Annotated in this window: 15 protein-coding genes and 1 pseudogene; 12 read left to right on the forward strand and 4 right to left on the reverse strand. The window is 73.4% G+C overall.

From position 1 onward, the window contains the following. The first annotated feature begins 186 nt into the window (after positions 1-186). From OG357_RS37405 to OG357_RS37420, 4 genes are all read left to right on the forward strand, one after another. Positions 187-2,742, forward strand: coding sequence for an ATP-dependent Clp protease ATP-binding subunit (locus OG357_RS37405; protein ID WP_329625343.1), 2,556 nt, complete (start codon positions 187-189; stop codon positions 2,740-2,742). Positions 2,743-2,876: 134 nt separating this feature from the next. Continuing rightward, on the forward strand, positions 2,877-4,310 hold the full coding sequence (locus tag OG357_RS37410; RefSeq protein WP_329625344.1) for a hypothetical protein: 1,434 nt from the start codon (positions 2,877-2,879) through the stop codon (positions 4,308-4,310). A 76-nt stretch (positions 4,311-4,386) separates the two neighbouring features. After that, entirely contained in the window at positions 4,387-5,646 is a 1,260-nt protein-coding gene (locus OG357_RS37415; protein ID WP_329625345.1) for an AAA family ATPase, read from the forward strand. Further along, positions 5,643-6,911 (forward strand): vWA domain-containing protein, encoded by a 1,269-nt coding sequence (locus tag OG357_RS37420; protein WP_329625346.1) that lies wholly within the window; start codon positions 5,643-5,645, stop codon positions 6,909-6,911. Before OG357_RS37415 ends, OG357_RS37420 begins: the two co-directional genes overlap by 4 nt. Before the next feature lie 19 nt (positions 6,912-6,930). Here the strand turns inward: OG357_RS37420 and OG357_RS37425 are convergent, their stop codons facing one another. Further along, positions 6,931-8,073, reverse strand: coding sequence for a helix-turn-helix transcriptional regulator (locus tag OG357_RS37425; RefSeq protein WP_329625347.1), 1,143 nt, complete (start codon positions 8,071-8,073; stop codon positions 6,931-6,933). Positions 8,074-8,175: 102 nt separating this feature from the next. On the opposite strand from OG357_RS37425, the gene OG357_RS37430 reads away from it, so the two are divergent. The 3 genes from OG357_RS37430 (at position 8,176) to OG357_RS37440 (ending at position 11,777) form a co-directional block, all read left to right on the forward strand. Next, positions 8,176-8,469: a hypothetical protein gene (locus OG357_RS37430; protein WP_329625348.1), complete on the forward strand. Its 294-nt coding sequence runs from the start codon at positions 8,176-8,178 to the stop codon at positions 8,467-8,469. A 75-nt stretch (positions 8,470-8,544) separates the two neighbouring features. Next, a complete protein-coding gene (locus OG357_RS37435; protein WP_329625349.1) occupies positions 8,545-9,399 on the forward strand; it encodes an oxygenase MpaB family protein in 855 nt (284 codons plus the stop codon). 92 nt (positions 9,400-9,491) lie between these two features. Beyond that, the gene (locus OG357_RS37440; protein WP_329625350.1) at positions 9,492-11,777 is read left to right on the forward strand and encodes a serine/threonine-protein kinase; all 2,286 of its coding nucleotides are present in this window, start codon (positions 9,492-9,494) and stop codon (positions 11,775-11,777) included. A gap of 99 nt (positions 11,778-11,876) precedes the next feature. Here the strand turns inward: OG357_RS37440 and OG357_RS37445 are convergent. Beyond that, positions 11,877-12,028 (reverse strand): annotated as a pseudogene (locus OG357_RS37445) (M15 family metallopeptidase); the annotation flags it as partial. Positions 12,029-12,088: 60 nt separating this feature from the next. On the opposite strand from OG357_RS37445, the gene OG357_RS37450 reads away from it, so the two are divergent. The 4 genes from OG357_RS37450 (at position 12,089) to OG357_RS37465 (ending at position 17,033) form a co-directional block, all read left to right on the forward strand. Continuing rightward, positions 12,089-13,660: a phytoene desaturase family protein gene (locus tag OG357_RS37450; RefSeq protein ID WP_329625351.1), complete on the forward strand. Its 1,572-nt coding sequence runs from the start codon at positions 12,089-12,091 to the stop codon at positions 13,658-13,660. A 189-nt stretch (positions 13,661-13,849) separates the two neighbouring features. Beyond that, positions 13,850-14,884 carry an L-threonine 3-dehydrogenase gene (gene tdh, locus OG357_RS37455; protein WP_329625352.1) on the forward strand — a complete coding sequence of 345 codons (1,035 nt, stop codon included), beginning with the start codon at positions 13,850-13,852 and terminating at the stop codon, positions 14,882-14,884. A gap of 3 nt (positions 14,885-14,887) precedes the next feature. Beyond that, positions 14,888-16,087 carry a glycine C-acetyltransferase gene (locus tag OG357_RS37460; protein ID WP_329625353.1) on the forward strand — a complete coding sequence of 400 codons (1,200 nt, stop codon included), beginning with the start codon at positions 14,888-14,890 and terminating at the stop codon, positions 16,085-16,087. Positions 16,088-16,124: 37 nt separating this feature from the next. Next, entirely contained in the window at positions 16,125-17,033 is a 909-nt protein-coding gene (locus tag OG357_RS37465; protein WP_329625354.1) for a LysR family transcriptional regulator, read from the forward strand. A 71-nt stretch (positions 17,034-17,104) separates the two neighbouring features. On the opposite strand, the gene OG357_RS37470 is transcribed toward OG357_RS37465, so the two are convergent. Beyond that, positions 17,105-19,168: a sialidase family protein gene (locus OG357_RS37470; protein ID WP_329625355.1), complete on the reverse strand. Its 2,064-nt coding sequence runs from the start codon at positions 19,166-19,168 to the stop codon at positions 17,105-17,107. Positions 19,169-19,428: 260 nt separating this feature from the next. Continuing rightward, entirely contained in the window at positions 19,429-21,195 is a 1,767-nt protein-coding gene (locus tag OG357_RS37475) for a serine hydrolase (protein WP_329625356.1), read from the reverse strand. On the opposite strand from OG357_RS37475, the gene OG357_RS37480 reads away from it, so the two are divergent. Continuing rightward, positions 21,194-22,252 (forward strand): hypothetical protein, encoded by a 1,059-nt coding sequence (locus tag OG357_RS37480; RefSeq protein ID WP_329625357.1) that lies wholly within the window; start codon positions 21,194-21,196, stop codon positions 22,250-22,252. The genes OG357_RS37475 and OG357_RS37480 overlap by 2 nt on opposite strands. Positions 22,253-22,276 lie beyond the last annotated feature (24 nt).

Below are 22,276 nucleotides of genomic sequence, written 5' to 3' on the forward strand. Positions count from 1 at the left end.
TGGTGCCTCTCGAAGATCGGGTGTTCTGCCCGGCGGTGACGATACGGCTCGGCCCGACCGCCTCACCGTCCGACCGCCTCTCCGCTCGACCGCCTCTCCGTCCGCCGTCGCTCCGTTTGCGGACATGTCGACATCGGGTTTGGGTGTGAGACGAGGACCACCCCCCCTGCGCATCAGGAGCTCGGCATGTCGATGGCGTTCGGTTCACCCTTCGGTTCGTCCGACGACCCGTTCAGCGATCTGCTGAGCCGGTTCTTCGGGATGTCGCCGGCGTCGTCGCCCCCTGCCGTGCAGCGCGTACCGATCGGGCGGCTGCTGACGGAGTCGTCGCACGAACTCCTCAACCTGGCCGCGCGCAAGGCGGCCGAGGACGGCACGTCCGACCTCGACACGGAACACCTCCTGTGGGCGACGACCCAGGTCGACCCCGCGCGGCGGCTCCTCGCCCAGGCCGGGGTGGACACCGAGGCGCTCGCCGCGGAGATCGACAAGGTGCTTCCCGGGGAGTCGCAGGAACCGTCCGCCGAGCCCGGGCTCACCCCCGCCGCCAAGCGCACGCTCGCCCTCGCCCACGCCACGTCGCAGGCGTCCGGGGTCTCGTACATCGGCCCCGAGCACATCCTCGGCGCGCTCCTCAACGACGCCGACTCGGGCGCCGGGCGGTTCCTGCGCGCGGAGGGTGTCGACGTACGGAAGGTGCGCGGCGTCGCGGACCAGGCGGTACGCGCGGACGGCGCCGCCGGGACCGGGACCGGGACCGGAGCCGGGGCGGGCAGGCAGGGCAAGGCGGGCGCGCAGGCACAGCAGCCGTCGACGACGCTCGACGAGTTCGGCAGGGACCTGACCGAGGAGGCGAAGGCGGGCAGGCTCGACCCGGTCGTCGGCCGGGCGGAGGAGATCGAGCAGACCGTGGAGATCCTCTCGCGGCGCTCCAAGAACAACCCCGTGCTGATCGGCGAGCCCGGCGTCGGGAAGACCGCCATCGTCGAGGGACTGGCCCAGCGCATCGTGGCGGGCGAGGTGCCCGACGCCCTGAAGAACAAGCGCGTCGTCTCCCTCGACATGTCCGGCCTGGTCGCGGGCGCCCAGTACCGCGGCCAGTTCGAGGAGCGGCTGAAGAAGGTCATCGAGGAGGTGCAGGAGGCCGGCGGCGACATCATCCTCTTCATCGACGAACTGCACACGGTCGTCGGCGCGGGCGCCGGCGGCGAGAGCTCGATGGACGCGGGCAACATGCTCAAGCCCGCCCTCGCGCGCGGCGAGCTCCACGTCGTCGGAGCGACGACGATCGACGAGTACCGCAAGTACGTCGAGAAGGACGCCGCCCTCGAACGCCGCTTCCAGCCCGTCCTCATCCCCGAGCCCACCGTCGAGGAGACGGTGCAGATCCTCGAAGGACTGCGGGACGCCTACGAGGCCCACCACCAGGTCCGCTTCGCCGACGGCGCCCTGACCGCGGCCGCGGAACTCTCCGACCGCTACATCAGCGACCGCTTCCTGCCCGACAAGGCCATCGACCTGATGGACCAGGCCGGCGCCCGGGTACGGCTGCGCAGCGCCGGCCGGTCGACCGAGGTCGTCAGCCGCGAGGACCGCCTCGCGAAGCTGACGCGCGAGAAGGACCAGGCCGTCGCGGGCGAGGAGTTCGAGAAGGCCTCGGAGCTGAAGCGGCAGATGGCCGAGATCGAGGGCGAGCTCGCGGGCATCGAGGAGCGCCGCGAGGGCGTCGTCTCGGTCACCGCCTCCGACATCGCCGAGATCGTCTCCCGCCGCACGGGCATCCCGGTCTCCCAGCTCACCGCCAGCGAGAAGGAGAAGCTCCTCAGGCTGGAGGAGGAGATGCACGCGAGGATCGTCGGCCAGACCGAGGCGGTCACCGCGGTCTCCGAGGCCGTACGCCGCAACCGGGCGGGCATGGGCGACCCGAACCGCCCCGTCGGATCGTTCCTCTTCCTCGGGCCCACGGGCGTCGGCAAGACGGAACTCGCCAAGACACTCGCCGAGCTGCTGTTCGGCGACGAGGACCGCATGATCCGCTTCGACATGAGCGAGTTCCAGGAGAAGCACACCGTGGCCCGGCTCGTCGGCGCGCCTCCCGGATACGTCGGTTACGAGGAGGCCGGCCAGCTCACCGAGAAGGTCCGCCGCCAGCCGTACAGCGTCGTGCTGTTCGACGAGGTGGAGAAGGGGCACCCCGACGTCTTCAACACACTGCTCCAGATCCTCGACGACGGCCGGCTCACCGACGGACAGGGCCGCACCGTCGACTTCCGCCACTGCGTCGTCATCATGACGTCCAACATCGGCGCCCATCGCATCCTCGCCCACGAGGGCGACGCGGCCGAACTCAAGGACGAGCTGATGCAGGACCTGCGGGGGAAGTTCCTGCCGGAGTTCCTCAACCGCATCGACGACATCATCGTCTTCCACAGCCTCACCGAGGGAGACCTGTCGGAGATCCTCGAACACCTCCTCGACCGCAGCAAGCACCGCGTCCACGCCCAGGGCATGACCCTCGAGGTCACCGAGGCGGCGAAGAAGCTGCTCGTCGCGCACGGCTACCAGCCGGCGTTCGGCGCCCGCCCGCTGCGCCGCACGATCCAGCGGGAACTCGACAACCGCGTCGCCAACCTGCTGCTCGGCGGCGAGGCCGGGCCCGGCGACACGATCGTCGCCGACATCGTGGACGACTCGCTCCACTGCACGGTCCGCAAGGGCGAGCCGCAGGAGCGGGCCGCTTAGGGCCTGTCCGGCGGACGTTCCAGAGAGGCGAGAATTCGGTGGCGGGTCGTCATGAGCAGCCCTACGATCATCGCGATGACGACTACTCACTCTGTTCACAGATTGGGGGACCCGTCCGCGCAAGGTGAGTGCTGATGCTCACCTCGACAGCGAACGGGGCCTCCCGCCTCTCCCTCTGGCTGCGCGTGCGCGAGTTCGCCGTGCCGCCCTCCATGATCGAGACAGCCTCCACCCGCCGCCTCGGCGGCGACTGGGCGGGGGCCTGTGCCGCCGCCGGGATCGATGTCGATCTCGATCTCCGTTCCGTGGGCCGCGTCCACGGCCGGGAACTCGCCCGCCGCGTCCGCGACGATCTGCGCCATCTGGCACCCGATCTGCTGCGGTGGCACATGCCGCGGATCGCTCCGGACGGACTGCTGCGACCGGGCCTGACCATTGCTCTGGCCCGGTACGGGCAGACCGGCCCGGACGGTGCGGAACCGGCGCCGCACCTCGTGGTGCGGACTCCGCCCGCCTGGGCGGACGCCGGTCAGCGGATCAGCCTCGCCCTGTGGGACGGTCACCCCACGGGCGCCGCGGCACGGCATCCGCATCCCCGCCCCAGCCGGCGGTTCCGCCTCGACCTGCACCGCCACCTGTGGGACGCCCGCAGGGCTGATGAGCTCCGCGTCCGGTCGGGGGACGGCCGCGAACCCGCTCCCGCTCCCGCTCCCGCCTCCGGTCCGGCGGAACTCCTGACGGTGCCTCTGCCGCCCGGGCTCAGCTGCGCCGTCGACCGGTGGGCGGCCGAGGCGGAGCTCGTGAACCGCGCGGAGGGCCGACCCGGCGGCGGCGCCGTCGTGGTGCGGCTCGGCTCCCGGCGGCGGGTGCTCCTGGAACCACTCCTCGACGGGTTCGCGGCGGTCACTCCGCAATCCCCGCAGACCCCGCAGACCCCGGAACCCGCGGAGCCTTCGGAGAACCTCGCCGACACGCTGCCCGTTCTGCCCGACGCGGCCACATGGGTCCTGCCCGACCTCGAACTGCTCCGCGCCGGACTCGTCGAGGTCGACCGACTGCACCCGCTCGTCGCCGCGGCACTCGTACCGGACCATCGGCCGACCGGCCCCTTCCGGCCACCGGACCCGGCGGGACAGCCCCGCCTCGTGGAGTGCCGGGGCGCCCGGCACCGGATCGGCCTGGTCGACGGCGTACTGGCCGCACTGGACCACGAACCGGCCGAGGTCGGACGAGAGGAACTCCTCGCCGCCCTGACGGGTACGCCGCTGCCCTGCCTCCAGGCCATCGACGAGGCCCATCGCCGACCGGACTGTCTCACCGGCGTCCGCGAACGCCTGGACCACGGGGACACCGCCGGCGCGCTCGCCGTCGTCGAAAGCCTCCTCGGCCCGGACGCACTGCTGCGCGGCGGCGCCCTGCGCGACGAACTGGAGGCGGCCGCGCACCGGCGGATCACGTACGGCCTCTACCGGGCCGGCCTGATCGGCCCAGCCCCCGACCGACTCCTCCCGGGCGCCCGCCGTCCCCGCGACCGGCGTTCGCACCCGCGCGACGTGACCCGTCGCTGACCGGGGAACCTCCATCCCTGCCCTGCTTCCGCCCCCCCGGCCGAATCGGCCGTCCCGAACCCTCAGGTGATCACCCATGCCGACGAACACCCTGTACGCCGCCACCCCCGCGCACCCCGACGGGATCGACCAACTCGACGTCGCCGGTGAGCTGCTGGACCTGCTGCGCGACACGAGCACCGAGCCGCGCCCCGACCCCCAACTGGAGGCCCTGACCCTGGCCGTCGCCGCCGACCTGCCCGTACTCCTGTGGGGCGAACCGGGCATCGGCAAGACCGCGGCCCTGACCCAGCTGGCCGCGTCCCTCGACCTTCCGCTGACCACGGTGATCGCCAGCGTCCACGAGCCCTCGGACTTCTCGGGACTCCCCGTCGTCGGGGACGATCCCGCCGAGCAGGGCATCCCGATGGCGCCGCCGGACTGGGCCGTGCGTCTCGTACGGGCCGGGCGGGGGCTGCTGTTCCTCGACGAGCTGTCCACGGCGACCCCCGCCGTGCAGGCCGCCCTGCTGCGCCTCGTGCTCGAACGGCGGGTGGGCGCCCTGCGGTTGCCGCCCGGTGTGCGCATCGTGGCCGCCGCCAACCCGCGCGCCTCGGCGGCCGACGGCTGGGAGCTGAGCCCGCCCCTGGCCAACCGGTTCGTGCACCTCCAGTGGACCCACGACCACGAGGTGGTCGTCCGCGGTCTCGGCGGGACCTGGCCGCGGGCCACCCTGCCGCGGCTCGACCCGGCGAAGCTGCCGGAGGCCGTGGACTTCGCCCGCCGCGCGGTCTGCGGGCTCCTCGCCGCCCGCCCCGCGCTCGTCCACCGACTGCCGAGCGGAGAGACGCGCCGGGGTGGCGCCTGGCCGTCACCCCGGAGCTGGGAGATGACCCTCCATCTGGTCGCCTTCGCGACCGCGGCGGGCTCCGCGCGCGACGTCCTGTCCCTGCTCGTCAGAGGCACCGTGGGCGACGGGCCCGGCCTCGAACTCCTGGCCGCCCTGGACCGGATGGACCTGCCGGACCCCGAGACGCTGCTCGCCGACCCCGACAACGCCGGCCTGCCCGAACGGGGAGACCTGCGTCAGGCCGCACTGGACGGAGTCGTGGCGGCGGTCCGCGCCCGCCCGGACAAGTCCCGCTGGGACGCGGCCTGGGCCCTCCTGGCCCGTGCGATGGAGACCGGGGCCCCCGACCTGGTCGTCGTCCCCGCGACGACCCTCGCCGCGCTGCGGCAGGAGGACTGGGACGTTCCGGCGTCGATCGAGCGGCTCGCCGGAGCGGTGTCCCTGTCCCGGCGGGCGGATCGCGCGGCCGACCGGGTCGCGGTCGCGGAAGAGGTGGCGGCCCGATGACCCGACGTACACCGAACGGCCCGGCCGCTCCCCACGCGCCGGAGGCACTCGACCGCGACAAACTCTTCGCCGCCCGGCTGCACGCCGTCCGCGCACGGCCCTATCTGGCGACCGCGCTCTTCGCCCTCCACACCATCGAGTCACGGCAGGTGCCGACGATGGCCGTCGACCGGTACTGGCGTTGCTACGTCTCCCCGGCCTTCGTCGACCGGATGCCGGTGGAGGAGCTGGCCGGGGTGTGGGTGCACGAGGTGTCGCATCTGCTCCGCGACCACCACGGGCGGGGTGACCGGGTCGCGAGACAGCGCGGTCTGACCCGCCCGGGCGACCGGTTGCGGATCAACATCGCCGCGGACTGCGAGATCAACGACGACGTGTTCGGCGACGGCCTTGCCCGGCCCGAAGGCGCCGTCGATCCGGAATCCCTGGGGCTCCCGGAAGGCGAGCTCATGGAGGACTACCTGCGTCAGTTCCGGCTCGGTCCGCACCTGGAGAGCGCGGCCTGGCTGGACTGCGGCAGCGGCGCCGACGGCTTGGAACGGCCGTGGGACCTGGGGCCGGACGGTGCGCACGGGCTCAGCGAGCAGGAGCAGGACGCCGTCCGGTTCCGGGTGGCCCAGGGCATCACCGGCCGGCCGGGGGACGCCCCCCAGGGCTGGCGGAGGTGGGCGGAGGAGGCCTTCCACGCGCCCCAGCCGTGGCGGGAGCTGCTCGGAGCGGCGGTGCGCTCGGCGGCCACCGGCTCGGGAGCGGGCGAGGACCACACGTACGGACGGCCCTCGCGGCGCGCGACGGCGGTGCCAGGAGCCGTCCTGCCGAGCCTGCGGCGCAGACCGCCCAGGGTCTCCGTGATCATCGACACGTCCGGCTCGGTGAGCGACGGCGAGCTGGGCAGCGCGCTCCTCGAAGTCGCCGCGATCTCCCGGGCCGTCGGAGGCCGTCGTGACCTGGTCACCGTGGTGCCGTGCGACGCGGCGGCCCGGATCGCGCACCCGCTGTGCCGCGCCGAGGGCATCCCGCTGATCGGCGGCGGGGGTACGGATCTGCGGACCGGCTTCGCCGCGGCACTGGCCGCGCGGCCCCGGCCGGACGTCGTCGTCGTGCTGACCGACGGCCAGACACCCTGGCCACGGAGACGACCGCCGTGCCGGACGGTGGTGGGACTGTTCTCCCGCCAGTACGCGCGCTGGAGCTGGGACGAGGACGACCCCGACCACGTACCGGACTCGCCGCCCTCCTGGGCGCGCGTGGTGGACATCGGCTAGGGCCTGTCCGAGGCCCGGCTCAGGTGCCCAGCGCGCGGGCCAGGAGCCCGCGGCGGTGGCGGGTGCCGGTCTTCGTGAAGACGGACTTGAGATGGTCCTGGACGGTGTGCGCGGACAGGGACATCGCGTGCGCCGCCGTGCCGGTGTCGGCGCCGTCCGCGAGGTGGCCGAGCAGTTCCGTCTCGCGAGCCGTCAGGCCGTGGGCGCGGCAGAACACGTCCAGGCGGTCGGTCGGGGTGGTCTCCTCGATGGTCACGGCGATCTCCCGGTCGAGCGGTGTCGATCCCTCCGCGCCCGGCACACCCGCGCCCGGCACGCCCGCGCCCGACCCGCCTGCGCCCGGCACGCCCGCGCCCGCGCCTGTCACTCTCGATCCGTGGTCGATCCGTGCCGCGCGCAGCGTCAGCCACAGGCCGTCGGCGAGGTGCACGCGCGCGCGTGGCGGGTTCGGATCGACGCCCGCCTCGCGGGCGAGCAGCTGCGCGGCCACGTTGTACGCGGCCGCCGGGACCGGCGCCCGGCCCTCCTCCGGCGGGATCAGGCCCGCCAGATAGGCCGGGGCCTCGGGCGTCTGGCCGCGCACCCGCAGGTCCGGGGAGAGCAGCAGCACCAGCGGGCCCGGCCCGGCCGCACCGGGCGGGCGCGCCGGGAACCCCGCGGCCTGGGCGCGCCGCAGTGCCTCGGTGACCGGCGCGGCCACCGCGTCCAGATACGCCAGGTCGGCCGCGCCGAACTCCGCCCCGTACCGCCACAGATCGAGGAAGCCCCAGCAGCCGAACCGGTCGCGGAACACCGCCGACGCCACGTCCCGCACCCCGGCCGGCCGCAACAGCTCCTCCCACAGCGGCCCCCGTTCCACCTCCGGCAGGCCGCTCAGCGCGGCGGCACCCTTCAGGGACGTCCAGCGGTCCGCGCGGGTCAGGTACTTGAGCCGGATCAGCCGGGGCAACTCCGGCAGGACCGGTACCCGGGCCACCGGCGCGCACCCCACCGACGTCACCGGATCGGTCAGGAGGAACGCGAACGCCTCGGCGCCGAGCAGCGCCCGGAACTCCCGGAGCAGCCGGACCCGCAGCGTGTGCGCGTCCCCGTCGGCCCCGCCGGCCGCGCAGATCCGCAGGACGCGCTCGCGGGAGCGGGCGTGCGCGGCGGGAAGGGGCATGGGCGGAGCGTACGGGCCGATACCCCAGAGATCTGGGATGTACGCGACGCGGTGCCGCGGTCCACGCTGGAAGCGTTCCCCCGGACGCCGGGAGGAGGAGCCGTGATCACCCTGCACATCGAACACCCGATCACCGACTACACCGTGTGGAAGGCGGCGTTCGACCGCTTCGCCGACGCCCGCAGGGACGCCGGAGTGCTCCGGCACCAGGTGCGCCGGCCCGTCGACGACCCCGCCTACGTCGTCGTCGACCTGTCCTTCGCGACCGCCGAGCGCGCCGAGGGCTTCCTGGACTTCCTCCGTACGCGCGTGTGGGCGAGTCCCGAACGGGCCCCGGCGCTGGTCGGCACGCCTGCCACCCGCGTACTCGTCACGGAGGAGGAAGCGGAGACCTGACCGGGCCCGAGTCGTTCGGGACCGGTTCTCCCGGGACCTGCTGTCCGGGGCGGCTTCCGGCGTAGCCTGAGCGCCATGAGGCAGGACGCCGACCCCGGGCTCTTCGGACCCCGCTCCGTCACCTGGCAGCTCCACGGCGACCCCGTGATGTGGATCGCCGGCGTCCGGGCCCTCTGGCTCCAGGCGCTCCACCCCGTCGCCGTCCGCGGCGTCATGATCAACAGCAGCTTCCGCGAAGACCCCTGGGGCCGCCTCATGCGGACCGCGAACTTCGTCGGCACGCTGAGCTACGGGACCACCGGGGCGGCGGAGGCGGCCGGCGCCCGCGTCCGCCGGATCCACCGGCTGCTCGGCGTGGACGACCCCGAACTCCTTCTCTGGGTCCACTGCGCCGAAGTCGACTCGTACCTCTCGGTGGCGCGCCGCTCCGGGATCCCGCTCACCGACGCCCAGGCCGACCGCTACCTCGACGAGCACCGCGTCTCCGCCCGTCTCGTCGGCCTCGACCCGGACGCCGTACCGGGCTCCGCCGCCGCGCTCGCCCGCTACTTCGCATCGGTGCTTCCCCGGCTCGCCGCCGGGCCGGACGCGCGGACCGTCGAGGAATTCCTGCGCCGTCCGCCGGTCAAACCCGCCCTGGTACCGGCGCGCGAGGTGATCTGGCGGCGCGTGACGGCCCTCGCGTACGACACCCTGCCTCCCTACGCCCACGCGCTCTACGGCAGGCCCGCCCCGGCGCCCGAGACCGTCACCCACCGGCTCACCGCGACGGCCAACCTCCTCCGGTGCGTCCCCGACCGCCTGCGCTGGCGGCTGCCGCCGCGGCACATCCTCCGGGCCATGGACCGCCTCGGCCAGGACACCCGCCCCGACCCCCACGCCCTCCTCGGCGCCCCGGGCGCGGGCGTCGGTACGCCCCCCGACCCCTGACACGCGCCCTACCTGTACCCACTGTCGGACCCTGCGGCCATACTGGACATGTCGGGGAGGGTGCACGCAAGCGACGGGGGCGACAGCACACGATGGGGGACAGCAGGCTGATCCAGGGCCGGTACCGCCTGCACGAGGTCATCGGCCGCGGCGGCATGGGCGAGGTCTGGCGTGCCACCGACGAGGCACTCGGGCGCGGCGTCGCCGTGAAGTGCCTCAAGCCGCTCGGTCCGCAGCACGACCCGCACTTCCTCTCGGTGGTGCGCGAGCGCTTCCGGCGCGAGGCCCGCGTCGCCGCCGCGCTCCAGCACCGCGGCATCACCGTCGTGCACGACTTCGGCGAGTACGACGGCGTGCTCTTCCTGGTCATGGAGCTCCTGGAGGGACGCAACCTCAGCCAGCTCCTCACGGCCAACTCCAAGCACCCGCTGCCCGTCCAGGACCTCGTCGAGATCGCCGACCAGGTCGCCGACGCCCTCGCCTACACGCACCGCCAGGGCATCGTGCACCGCGACCTCAAGCCCGCGAACATCATGCGGCTGGCGGACGGGACGGTGAAGATCTGCGACTTCGGAATAGCGCGCCTCGGCACCGACATGGGCTTCACCTCCAAGCTCACCGGCACCGGCATCGCCATGGGGACGCCCCACTACATGTCCCCGGAGCAGATCGGCGGCGGCGAGGTCGACCACCGCAGCGACCTCTACTCGCTGGGGTGCGTGCTGTACGAACTGGCCACCGGTGCCCCGCCCTTCGACCTGGACGACTCCTGGGCGATCCTCATCGGACACCGGGACACGGTGCCGCGCCCGCCGCGCTCGCACCGCGCCGAGCTGCCCCCCTACTTCGACCGGATCGTCGTCGACCTGCTCGCCAAGGTCCCCGAGGAGCGACCCGCCGACGCGGGCGACCTGCGGCGCCGGATCGTCTCGGGCCGCTTCGCCCCGACCCCGGTGCCCGTACCGGTCCCGGGGCCTGGCCTGGAGCTCGCGGAGACCGCGCCGTACCCGGTGCCAGGAGTCCTGGTACCCGGCCCCGGTGCGCACGCGCCCGTGTGGGCCCGGGGGATGAGCGGCGGACACCGGCCGGTGGTCGCGGGCGCCCCGGCCGGCGCCGCCACGACGCCGCGTCCGGTCGCCCACGACCCGGCCGCGGCCGTGCTCACCACCGAGTGGACCACCGCCACGCGCGCGTCGGACGCGAGCTCGCTCGCCGACGAGACGGCGGTTCCCGCCCCCGGGCCCACCGCGGAGCTGCTCGCCGTGCTCGCCGGCCGCCACCGCGCCGGGATCGGCCTCGGCCGACTCGACCGCTGGGACGAGTCCGAGACGGTGCACCGGTCCGTCGCCGAGCACCGCGCCCGCGTCCTCGGCGACGACCATCCCGACACGCTGACCAGCCGTTACGAGGTCGGCTTCGCACTCGCCCGACTCGACCGCCCTGCCGAGGCCCTCGACGCCTTCGACCGCGTCGCCGAAGGCCGCGCCCGGGTCCTCGGCGACGACCACCCCGACACCCTGGCGGCGCGTCAGGAGCGGGCGTACGCGCTGGGCCGTCTCGGCCGGCACACCGAGGCGTACGAGGTGTACGTCGCCGTGCTCGCCGCCCGCGAGCGCACCGTGGGCCCCGACCACCCCGACACGCTGCGCTGCCGGCACAACCTCGCCTTCACGCTCGGGCGCCTCGGCCGCCTGGAGGAGTCGTACCGCACGGCACACGAGGTCGTGGAGGCCCGGGCCCGGCTGCTCGGCGAGGACCACCCCGACACGCTCGTGACCCGCCACGAAGTCGCGTACACCCTCGGACGGCTGGGGCGCGGGCAGGAAGCGCTCGCCCAGTACCGCGCCGTGGCCGACGCGCGCGCCGCGGCCCTCGGCGACGACCACCCGGACACCCTCACCGCCCGCTACGAGACCGGGGTCTGCCTCGGCCGTATCGGGCAGGCCGCGGACGCGCTCGACGTCTGCCGTGACGTCGTCGCGGCCCGCACGCGCGTGCAGGGCTCCGACGGCCCCGAGACCCTGCGCGCCCGCCACGCCCTCGCGGTCAACCTCGGCAGGCTCGGGCGGTGGGAGGAGGCGCTCGACGAGTCCGAGAGCGTCCGCTCCGCCCGGGAGCGCGTCCTGGGCCCCGACCACCACGACACCCTCCTGAGCCACCGCGAGACCGCCGTCGCCCTCGGGCGGCTCGGCCGCTGGGAGGAGGCCCTCACAGCCCACCGGGCGATCGCGGCCATCCGCAGGCGGGTCCTCGGCCCGGACCACCCGGACACCCTCGCGGGCCGTGACGACGAGGCCCAGTGCCTGGAGCGCCTCGGCCGCCCCACGGAGGCCGCCGCCCTCCACCGCGCCACGTCCGGCCTCCCCGCCTCGGACTAGGCATGAGCCCCGACGCTCGGCTGCGGCTCTGCGGCTCTGCGGCTCTGCGGCTCTGCGGCTCTGCGGCTCTGCGGCTCAGCCGCCCAGTGGCCCAGCGGCCTCCCGCCCTGCGTTCATCCGGGTCCCCAAGTCCAGTTCACGCCCGTCGGGCCGACCAGGGTGAGGTCGACGGCCGCGCCCGCACTGTGCGGCGCGATCTCGGGCGGGGACACGTACCGGCTCGCGGCCGTACGGATCCGCTCCGTCGGCCATCCGGTGGCCCGCGGTCCCGCGGTCTTCCCCAGCCCGTCGATGCCGTGTGAGCATGAGCCATGACCGCCCGTGCCCCGCTTCCCGGCGCCCCCGGCGCACCCCGCGCGTACGACGCCGTGATCGTCGGAGGCGGTCACAACGGCCTCGTCGCCGCCGCCTATCTGGCCCGTGCCGGCCGGTCCGTCCTCGTCCTGGAGCGGCTCGGTTCCACCGGTGGGGCGGCCGTCTCCACACGGCCCTTCGCCGGGGTCGACGCCCGCCTCTCCCGGTACTCGTACCTCGTCTCGCTCCTCCCCGAGAAGATCACGCGGGAGCTGGGGCTGCGCTTCGCCGTACGGAAGCGGTCCATCTCCTCGTACACCCCGAAGGGCGACGGCGGTCTCCTCGTCGGCGGAGGGTCCGACCGCACGCGGGCCTCCTTCGCCGCGCTCACCGGCTCCGACCGCGCGTACGAGGCCTGGCAGGCCTTCTACGGCCGTACCGGCCGGGCCGCCCGCCGCATCTTCCCCACGCTCACCGAGCCGCTCCCCACCCGTGCCGCGCTCCGCGCCCGCGTCGACGACGCCGAGACGTGGCGGATGCTCTTCGAGGAACCCCTCGGCGTCACCGTCGAACGCGCCTTCGCCGACGACCTCGTGCGCGGGGTCGTCCTCACCGACGCCCTCATCGGCACCTTCGCCGACGCCCACGACCCCACGCTCCTCCAGAACCGCTGCTTCCTCTACCACGTCATCGGCGGCGGCACCGGCGACTGGGACGTCCCCGTCGGCGGCATGGGCGCCCTCACCGACGCCCTCGCGGACGCGGCCCGCACCGCCGGGGCCCGCATCCTCACGGGCCACGAGGTCACCCGTATCGAGACCGACGGACGCCGTGCGGCGATCACCTACCGCACGGCCGACGACGGCGAGGGCACCGTCGAGGCCGGCCAGGTGCTCGTCAACGCCTCCCCGCAGGCGCTCGCCGGTCTGCTCGGCGAGACGCCCCCGCCGCCCCCGGAAGGCGCCCAGCTCAAGGTCAACATGCTGCTCACCCGGCTGCCGAGGCTCCGTGACCGTTCCGTCGACCCGAGCGAGGCCTTCGCGGGGACGTTCCACATCGCCGAGGGGTACGGGCAGCTCGCCGCCGCCCACGCCGAGGCCGCCGCCGGACACCTCCCCACCGCCCCGCCCTCCGAGATCTACTGCCACTCCCTGACCGACCCGACGATCCTCGGCCCCGACCTTGCCGCCCGGGGCCACCACACCCTCACCCTCTTCGGACTGCACACACCCGCCCGGCTGTTCGCCGCCGACAACGACGGCACCCGCGCCACCCTCCTCAAGTCCACCCTCGCCCAGCTCGACGCCCACCTCGACGAGCCGATCGCCGACTGCCTCGCCCTCGACGAGGACGGCCGCCCCTGCATCGAGGCGAAGACCCCGCTCGACCTCGAACGCGAACTCCGCCTGCCCGGCGGCCACATCTTCCACCGCGACCTCTCCTTCCCGTACGCGGAGGAGGGCGCCGGCCGCTGGGGCGTCGAGACCCGCCACGCCAACGTGCTGCTGTGCGGAGCGGGCGCGATCCGGGGCGGCGGAGTCAGCGGCATCCCCGGCCACAACGCCGCGATGGCCGCCCTCGGACGGTGAGCGGACAGCGCGCCCGGGTTGACGCCCGACCGTCCCCGCCTGGGGCGTGAAGCTGATCTGCGAGCGCGCTTAAGAAATCCTCGATGGACCAGGAGCCCCGCGTACGGAAGATTCTCTTCCAGGGATCTTGGGTGCTCAGTCGCGCCCGGACCCGCACATCACAGGACACGCACGTCGGGAGCCGATGCATTGAAGGCGCTGGTCAAGCTGAAGGCGGAGCCGGGACTCTGGCTCACGGACGTGCCCGAGCCGGAGACCGGCCCCGGGGACGTACTGATCAAGGTCAAGCGGACCGGCATCTGCGGCACCGACCTCCACATCCGCTCCTGGGACGGCTGGGCGCAGAAGTCCATCGCCACCCCGCTGACGATCGGCCACGAGTTCGTCGGCGAGGTCGTCTCCGTCGGCCGTGACGTCGCCGACATCGCCGTCGGCGACCTGGTCAGCGGCGAGGGCCACCTCGTCTGCGGCAAGTGCCGCAACTGTCTGGCCGGCCGCCGCCACCTCTGCCGCGCCACCGTCGGCCTCGGCGTCGGCCGCGACGGCGCCTTCGCCGAGTACGTGGCGCTGCCCGCCTCCAACGTGTGGGTGCACCGCGTCCCCGTCGACCTCGACATCGCCGCGATCTTCGACCCCTTCGGCAACGCCGTGCACACGGCGCTCTCCTTCCCGCTCGTCGGCGAGGACGTCCTCGTCACCGGCGCGGGCCCGATCGGCATCATGGCCGCCGCCGTCGCCAAGCACGCCGGCGCCCGCAACGTCGTCATCACCGACGTCAGCGAGGAGCGCCTCGACCTGGCGCGCAAGACGGGCGTCACCCTCGCCCTCAACGTCGCCGAGCAGACCATCGCCGACGGCCAGCGGACCCTCGGTCTCAAGGAGGGCTTCGACGTCGGCCTGGAGATGTCGGGCAACCCGCACGCCATGCGCGACATGGTCGCCAACATGACCAACGGCGGAAAGATCGCCATGCTGGGCCTGCCCAGCGAGGACTTCGCCGTCGACTGGGCGAAGATCGTCACCTCCATGATCACGGTCAAGGGCATCTACGGCCGCGAGATGTTCGAGACCTGGTACGCGATGTCGGTGCTCCTGGAGGGCGGTCTCGACCTCGCCCCCGTCGTCACCGGCCGATACGCGTACTCCGACTACGAGGCCGCCTTCGACGACGCGGCCTCCGGCAAGAGCGGCAAGATCATCCTCGACTGGACTGCGGGAGCCTGACCCATGTTCGATTCCGTACGCGACGACATCCGTGCCACCCTCGAAGAGATCCGCCAGGCCGGGCTCCACAAGCCCGAGCGCGTGATCGGCACCCCCCAGTCGGCCACCGTCGCCGTCACCGCGGGCGGTCGCCCCGGCGAGGTCCTGAACTTCTGCGCCAACAACTACCTGGGCCTGGCCGACCACCCCGAGGTCGTCACCGCCGCCCACGCGGCGCTCGACCGCTGGGGCTACGGCATGGCGTCCGTCCGCTTCATCTGCGGCACGCAGGAGGTGCACAAGGAGCTGGAGGCCCGCCTCTCGGCCTTCCTCGGCCAGGAGGACACGATCCTCTACTCCTCCTGCTTCGACGCCAACGGCGGCGTCTTCGAGACGATCCTCGGCCCCGAGGACGCCGTCATCTCCGACGCCCTCAACCACGCCTCGATCATCGACGGCATCCGCCTCTCCAAGGCCCGCCGCTTCCGCTACGCCAACCGCGACATGGCCGACCTGGAGCAGCAGCTCAAGGAGGCGACCGAGGGCGGCGCCCGCCGCAAGCTCATCGTCACCGACGGCGTCTTCTCGATGGACGGCTACGTCGCCCCGCTCGCCGAGATCTGCGACCTGGCCGAGCGGTACGACGCCATGGTGATGGTCGACGACTCGCACGCGGTCGGCTTCGTCGGCCCCGGCGGCCGCGGCACCCCCGAGCTGCACGGCGTCATGGACCGCGTCGACATCATCACCGGCACCCTCGGCAAGGCCCTCGGCGGCGCCTCCGGCGGCTACGTCGCAGCCCGCGCCGAGATCGTCGCCCTGCTGCGCCAGCGCTCCCGCCCGTACCTCTTCTCCAACACCCTCGCCCCGGTCATCGCCGCCGCCTCCCTCAAGGTCCTCGACCTGCTGGAGTCCGCCGGCGACCTGCGCGACCACCTGAACGCCAACACGGCGCTCTTTCGCTCCCGCATGACCGAGGAGGGCTTCGACATCCTCCCCGGCGACCACGCCATCGCCCCGGTCATGATCGGCGACGCGGCCGTCGCCGGCCGCATGGCCGAGCTGCTCCTGGAGCGAGGCGTGTACGTGATCGGCTTCTCGTACCCGGTCGTGCCGCAGGGCCAGGCCCGGATCCGCGTGCAGCTCTCCGCCGCGCACTCCACGGAGGACGTGAACCGGGCCGTGGACGCGTTCGTCGAGGCCCGCGCCGCCCTCCAGGGCTGAGGCGGGCGCAGGCCCCGCGGCCTGCGAGACTAGGGGCATGATCGAAGCGCGGCGGTTGCACATCCTCCGTGCGGTGGCGGACCACCGTACGGTCACGGCGGCGGCCGCCGCGCTCTATCTCACCCCGTCCGCGGTCTCCCAGCAGCTCGCCGCCCTGGAGCAGGAGACCGGCCACCGGCTCGTCGACCGCAGCGCCCGCGGCGCCCGGCTGACCCCGGCCGGCGAGATCCTGCTCAGCCATGCCAACGCCGTCCTCGCCCAGCTGGAGCGCGCCGAGTCCGAACTGGCCGCCTACGGCTCCGGCGAGGCCGGTACGGTCACGGTCGCCGCCTTCGCCACCGGCATCGGGCTCGTGGTGGCCCCCGCCATCAGGGCCCTGGCCGACTCCGCCCCGGGCATCCGGGTCCGGGTGCGGGACGCCGAGGGCGACGAGAGCCTGATGATGGTCCTCGACCGACAGGTCGACGTGGCCGTCGCGGTCGAGTACCGGGGCGCTCCGGGCGAGGACGACGCCCGGCTCACCCGCGTCCCGCTCTACGCGGAGCCCTTCGACGCGGTGCTGCCCCCCGGCCACCCCCTCGCCGCCGGCGAGCGGGTCGCGCTCGGCGACCTCGCCAAGGACGCCTGGATCGGCCAGTCCGCCGGTAATCCCTGTCACGACGTGACCGTCCTGGCCTGCGAGTACGCCGGATTCACGCTGCACCCGGAGCACTCGTCCGACGACTTCCGCGCCGTCGTCGCCCTCGCGTCGTCGTCCGCCGGCGTGGCCCTCGTGCCGCGGTCGGCACTGCGCGGCATGGAGCTCACGGGCGTGCACGTCCGCCCGATCGACGGCGTCGCCCCGACCCGCAGGGTCTTCGCCGCCGTCCGGCGAGGCGCGGAGGAGCACCCCCTGATCAGCCCCGTACTGACCGCGCTGCGCGCCGCGTCGCAAACCGGCGACTGACCCGCTCGGCGGACGGGCGCATGCCCGCCGCCGAGCGGGTCGTCCCGGCTACCGGACGGTGGACAACCCGCCTACCAGATGGTGGAGAAACCGAGGCGCAGACGCTCGTCCTCCGTGGCCACGGCGAGGGAGCCGTCCCGCACCAGGGTGGCCTCGTCCGGGGTCAGCGCCCGCTGGAAGAGACGCACGTCGTCCAGGGTGCCGCGGAAGAGCTGGGCGACCCCGGCCGGCTGGTTGGGGAAGTCGGGCCGGGCACCGATGTGGATGTTGAACTCGCCGGTGGGGGTGAGGTTCCGTTCCGTCGCCGAGTTGCCCGCGGGCATGACGGCCGTGGCGGGAACGCCCCCGTCCACCGAGAGGCCGAGCGTGAGGCTGTCGCGGGTGAACACGACGTGGTGCCACCCGCCGTCGTTGTACGAGGAGGGCAGCGTCACCTCCGTGGAACCGATGTCCGTGCCGACGGTGGCCCGCAGGACGTCGGCGGTTCCGGTGCCGGGTTCGGCCCGGACCGAGAAGTGCCGCCCCTTCTTGAGCGGGTCGGTGCCGGGCATCCCGTACGCCCACACGATCGGCAGTGTGCCGGTGGTGGCCGTGTGCCGGAACCAGGCCGTGACGGTGAAGTTCCGGTCGTCGACCCGCAGGGAAGGCGAGCAGACGAGACGCAGGTAGTCGTCCTGGCCGTCGAACTCCATGGCCTTGCCGCTGCCGCGCGCTCCCAGCGCGGCCCCGCCGTGGATGACGGCGTGGTTGCCGGGCTCGCCGGCAGCGCGCTCGCGGGTGTCGGCGGTGCGCGGGCGGCGCAGCTCCTTCTCGGCGGTGTCCATGGCGCCCTCGGTGAAGGCCGTGAAGACGACGTTGCCGTGCGGGATGTTGCCGGCGGTCTCGTACAGGACGCCGATGGAGCCGCTCGACAGCACGGTCAGGTCGGAGTAGCCGGTGCGGGCCGCGGAGACCAGGGTGCCGACGGTCTTCCAGGTCTTGCCCTCGTCGTACGAGGAGCGGACGGCCAGCTCACGTCGGTCCTCCAGCGGGCCGGCGCCGAGGCGCGAGGGTCCCGAGTAGAGGAGCCGGTTCGGCTTGCCGTCGCGGTCCTGGGCGTGCAGCCGCAGCAGCGAGCCGAACGTCGGGGACGTGTCCAGGTTGGCCACCGGGGTGAAGGGCGCGGCGAACGAGGCGCCGCCGTCGGCGCTCGTGGTCTCCAGCCGGTGCTCGTTCGTGGCGCAGCGGGTCGGCTCGGAGTTGCGCGCGTTGACGTACACGCCGCCGTCGACGGTCTGGGCGACCGTCAACTCGGCCGGGTACGAGCCGGACTTGGCCACGGGGGCGGTGGTGGCGCCGAGCTGCCAGGTCAGGCCGCCGTCGTCGCTGTAGGACAGGTGGGCGCCCGCGGTCGTGTTGCTCCCCGCCGTGTGGTCGCCGGGCACGATCAGCCGGCCGTGGTGCGGGCCGCGGTCGAGCTGGATGCCGTGGCCGGGGCCGGTGGACACCCAGCTCCACCCCGCGGCCTTCAGCTGCGGCAGCGCGACGCCGGCGGACCAGGTCAGACCGTTGTCGGTGCTGTGGACGGCGTGGACGGTACGGGCGAAGCCGCTGCGCGAGGGCTTGGCCGCGTCACGGTTCCAGTCGCTGCTGGAGTACAGCAGCGTGATCCGGCCGGTGACCGCGTCCACGACCGGGGCGGGGTTGCCGTGCGCGAGCGCGTCGCCCGCGCCGACGACGACCTGGAGGGCCTCCCAGGTCGCACCGCCGTCGAGGGACCGCTTGAGCACGAGGTCGTTGTCGCCGACGTCGTGGCAGCCGGTCGTCGTCAGCCGCGTGCGGCCCTCGGCGAAGGCGAGGAGGACACCCGTCTTGCTGGTGACGAGGGCCGGTATCCGGGTGCAGAAGTAGTTCTCGCGCGCCTTGAACGGCTCGGTGGACACCTGCGTGGTGAGCGACGCGGTCGTCGCGGTCGTCGCGGAGGCGGTCGTGGCCGTAGTCGTGGCGCCGGCGATCGTCGTCGACGCGGCCGCGCGCGACGGCGGCGTGACCGCGAGGACGACCGCGGCCAGGACCGCGAAGGAGAGCGCGCACAGCCATGCGGGCAGCGCGAAGCGGCGAGCGCCCGGTGGACGGCGCTCGGACAGGGGCAGCATGAAGGAACACCTCGGTGTGAAGGTGAGGGCGAAGGACGATGGGGCGGCTGGGCCTCGAAGCGGTTGTGCCGCGTTCGTCAGCGGGCCGGTTGCGGCGACCCCCGCGGAGCGGAAGGCCACCGCGAACGGGCGACGCGACGGACGCTCGCCTAGGCGTTCGTCCCATCCCCCGGTGAGATCTCCCGGCGGGGACGCTACCTCATGTGATCATTTGTGCGCAGTCCGCCCCGGTAGTCCGCCCGTAGACCGTACGTGCGGGCTCAATCGGCCGACCTGGCCCAGCCGTTCGCCTCGATCCGTGCCCCGTCCGCCGGCCGCGCCTCGTCGAACACCGGGCGCCCAGCCCCGTCGAGAAGCCGCAGCCCGTCCACGTACACGCCCCGTCCCACGTACCGCTGGTCCGTGGTGTACCGCCAGCGCAGGAGGGTGTCCGCCCCGGGCAGCGGTGCGGACACGGAGTGCCAGCCGCGGCCGGACCAGCCGCCGACCGTGCCCGTCGGGTGCTCGGTGCCGCCGTCGGTGGTGAAGGGCACCGGCTGCCACGTCGTGCCGCCGTCGGCCGAGGTCTCCAGTGCGACCGGGTCGGCGTGCGGCTCGGTGTCCCACCACAGTGCGCACTCCAGGCGTGCAGCGCCTGCCACATGAGGGAGCGTCAGTGTGGACGTCGTGGTGCTCGCCATGCCGGAGAACCAGGCATGGCGGCCCCGGGCGGGGCGTACGGGGACGGCGCGGGCCAGGTGGTTCGCCGCGGTGACCCGGGGTGCCGAGCCGGAGCGCCATGAGCGCACCGGGTGGACCGAGTTGCCGAGGACGATCAGGAAGGCGTCGGTCGTCGGGTCGAGGACGAGGCTGGTGCCGGTGAATCCGGTGTGGCCGGCCGTACGCGGGGTGGCCATCGCGCCCATGTACCAGTGCTGGTAGAGCTCGAAGCCGAGGCCGTGCTCGTCGCCGGGGAAGGCGGTGTTGAAGTCGGTGAACATCAGGTCGACGGACTCGGGGGAGAGGATGCGGGCCCGGCCGTACGCCCCGCCGTTGAGGAGGGTGCGCGCGAGGATCGCGAGGTCCCAGGCGCGGGAGAACACCCCGGCGTGGCCCGCGACACCGCCCAGACTGTAGGCGTTCTCGTCGTGGACCTCGCCCCACACCATGCCCCGGTCAAGACCCGACCAGGGACGCCGGGCGTCCTCGGTGGCGGCGATGTCGGGCCGCCAGGAGAGCGGTGGATTGAAACGAGTGCGGTGCATCCCGAGCGGAGCGGTGATCTCGTCGTGGAGCAGGACGTCCAGACCGTGACCGGTGATCTCCTCCAGGATCAGCTGAAGGGAGATCAGATTGAGGTCGGAGTAGAGGTACGTGGAGCCCGGCGGGTTCGCCGGGATCTCGTTCCAGAGCAGCCGCAGCTTCCCCTCCCGGGTCGGCTCCCGGTACAGGGGGATCCAGGACCGGAACCCCGACGTGTGCGTGAGCAGTTGACGCACCGTGACGTCCTGCTTCCCGCCGCCCCCGAACTCCGGGAGGTACGCGGTGACCTTCGCCTCCAGTTCGAGGGTCCCGCGCTCGATCTGCTGCACCGCCAGGATCGACGTGAAGAGCTTCGAGACCGACGCCAGGTCGAAGACGGTGTCCTCGGTCATCGCGAGCTGCTCGCCCGGCGGCAGCTCGACTCCCGTGTCCGTCTTCTCGTCGTACGCGGAGTAGCGGACGGCCGAGCCGATGGGCCGGTGCAGGGCGACGGTCCCGCCGCGCCCGGCGAGCAGCACGGCCCCCGCGTACCAGGGGTGCGTGGGGGAGGGGGCGAGGAAGGCCTCGGCGTCCGTGACCAGCCGGTCCAGGTGGTCCGCTAGCAGCCCGGCCCGCTCGGCCGACCCGCGCCGCAGGATCGTCCGCCGCGCCGCACCCCCAGGACCGGCCGCCGCCGCGGCCCCCGGCACCGCACCGATCATCACCGCACCTCCCAGTGCCAGTACCCCGCCGCCGAACGCGCGGCGGCTCAGAACTCCGTCTCGTGCTGTCGCATCCTCCGTCATGCCCACCCTCTCCCACGACGCGCCGCGACGAAACGTCGACCTGGCGCCGCTTTACGGCCGGATCCGGTCACGGCATCACGGCTTCCGGCGCGCCTCGCAGAGCCTGGTGGCACCACGGGGCGCGACGGGTACGCTGCCCATCCGTGCAGCCGGGCCGCCGCACTCTTCGAACCGACGGGGGAGCGGTCCGGCTCAGGGGTGGGTGGCAGCGCAAGAAGACCCGGGGGTAGCCGTGGCGTTGGTCATGTGTCCGCTGTGCAGTGACGACGAGGACATCGAGGTGGGCGCGACGCTCGACGGCGGACGCCGGATGGTCAGGCATCGGTGCGGCTTCGAGTGGGAGCATCGAGAGCCCTTGTCCCCGCAGGGACAACCGGCCCGCTCCTTCGAGGTGCTCAAGGCGAGATTCCCCAGGGCCGAGGACGTGGATCCCGAGCGGCTGGAGCGCGTGGCCCGGCTCAAGGAGCAGTATCTCGCCGTCAAGCCGGACTTCGATCCGCGCGTGGCGGCCTACTGGTCGACGTACCAACAGGTTTTCGCCCCTGACGGGCTGCGGACGTGCAACCCGCAGGTGCTCAAGGACTTCGCCAACTCCGAGATCGGTGCGCGGCCCGGGAACCAGGCCACCTTCAACTCCGCCTGGAACGACTTGGGGGATGCGGCGGCGGCGGAGAGAACCCGCGCGACGATCGGGTACCTCCTGCACGGACCCGACGGGGTGCCCCTGGAGGATCGGCTCCAGCACCTGCTGGCAGGCACGAAGCCGTTCTCCATGACCGGCTTCAAGGAAGCCCTCCTCACGCGGGTTCTGTGCGTGATGCGCCCTGACCGGTTCCTCACGATCCTCAAGTACACGACGGATGCCGGCGGCAAGCGCGAAATCGCGCGACTCGTCTACGGCTTGGAACTTCCGGAGCCCGAGTCGGTGAACTGGACCCGTGGGCGCCTCATTCTCTGGAGCAACGATCTCCTGCGCACTCTTGCCGGTGAGGGTTTCGCCAACCAGCAGCACGCGGCGGCGTTCCTGTGGTGGGCCAAGGACCGGGTCGACGGGTGAGCGTCGTCTGCGGGGCAGAAGTCG

Origin of the sequence: Streptomyces sp. NBC_01255, assembly GCF_036226445.1 — a bacterium.
In the GTDB taxonomy this organism is placed as follows: Bacteria; Actinomycetota; Actinomycetes; order Streptomycetales; family Streptomycetaceae; genus Streptomyces.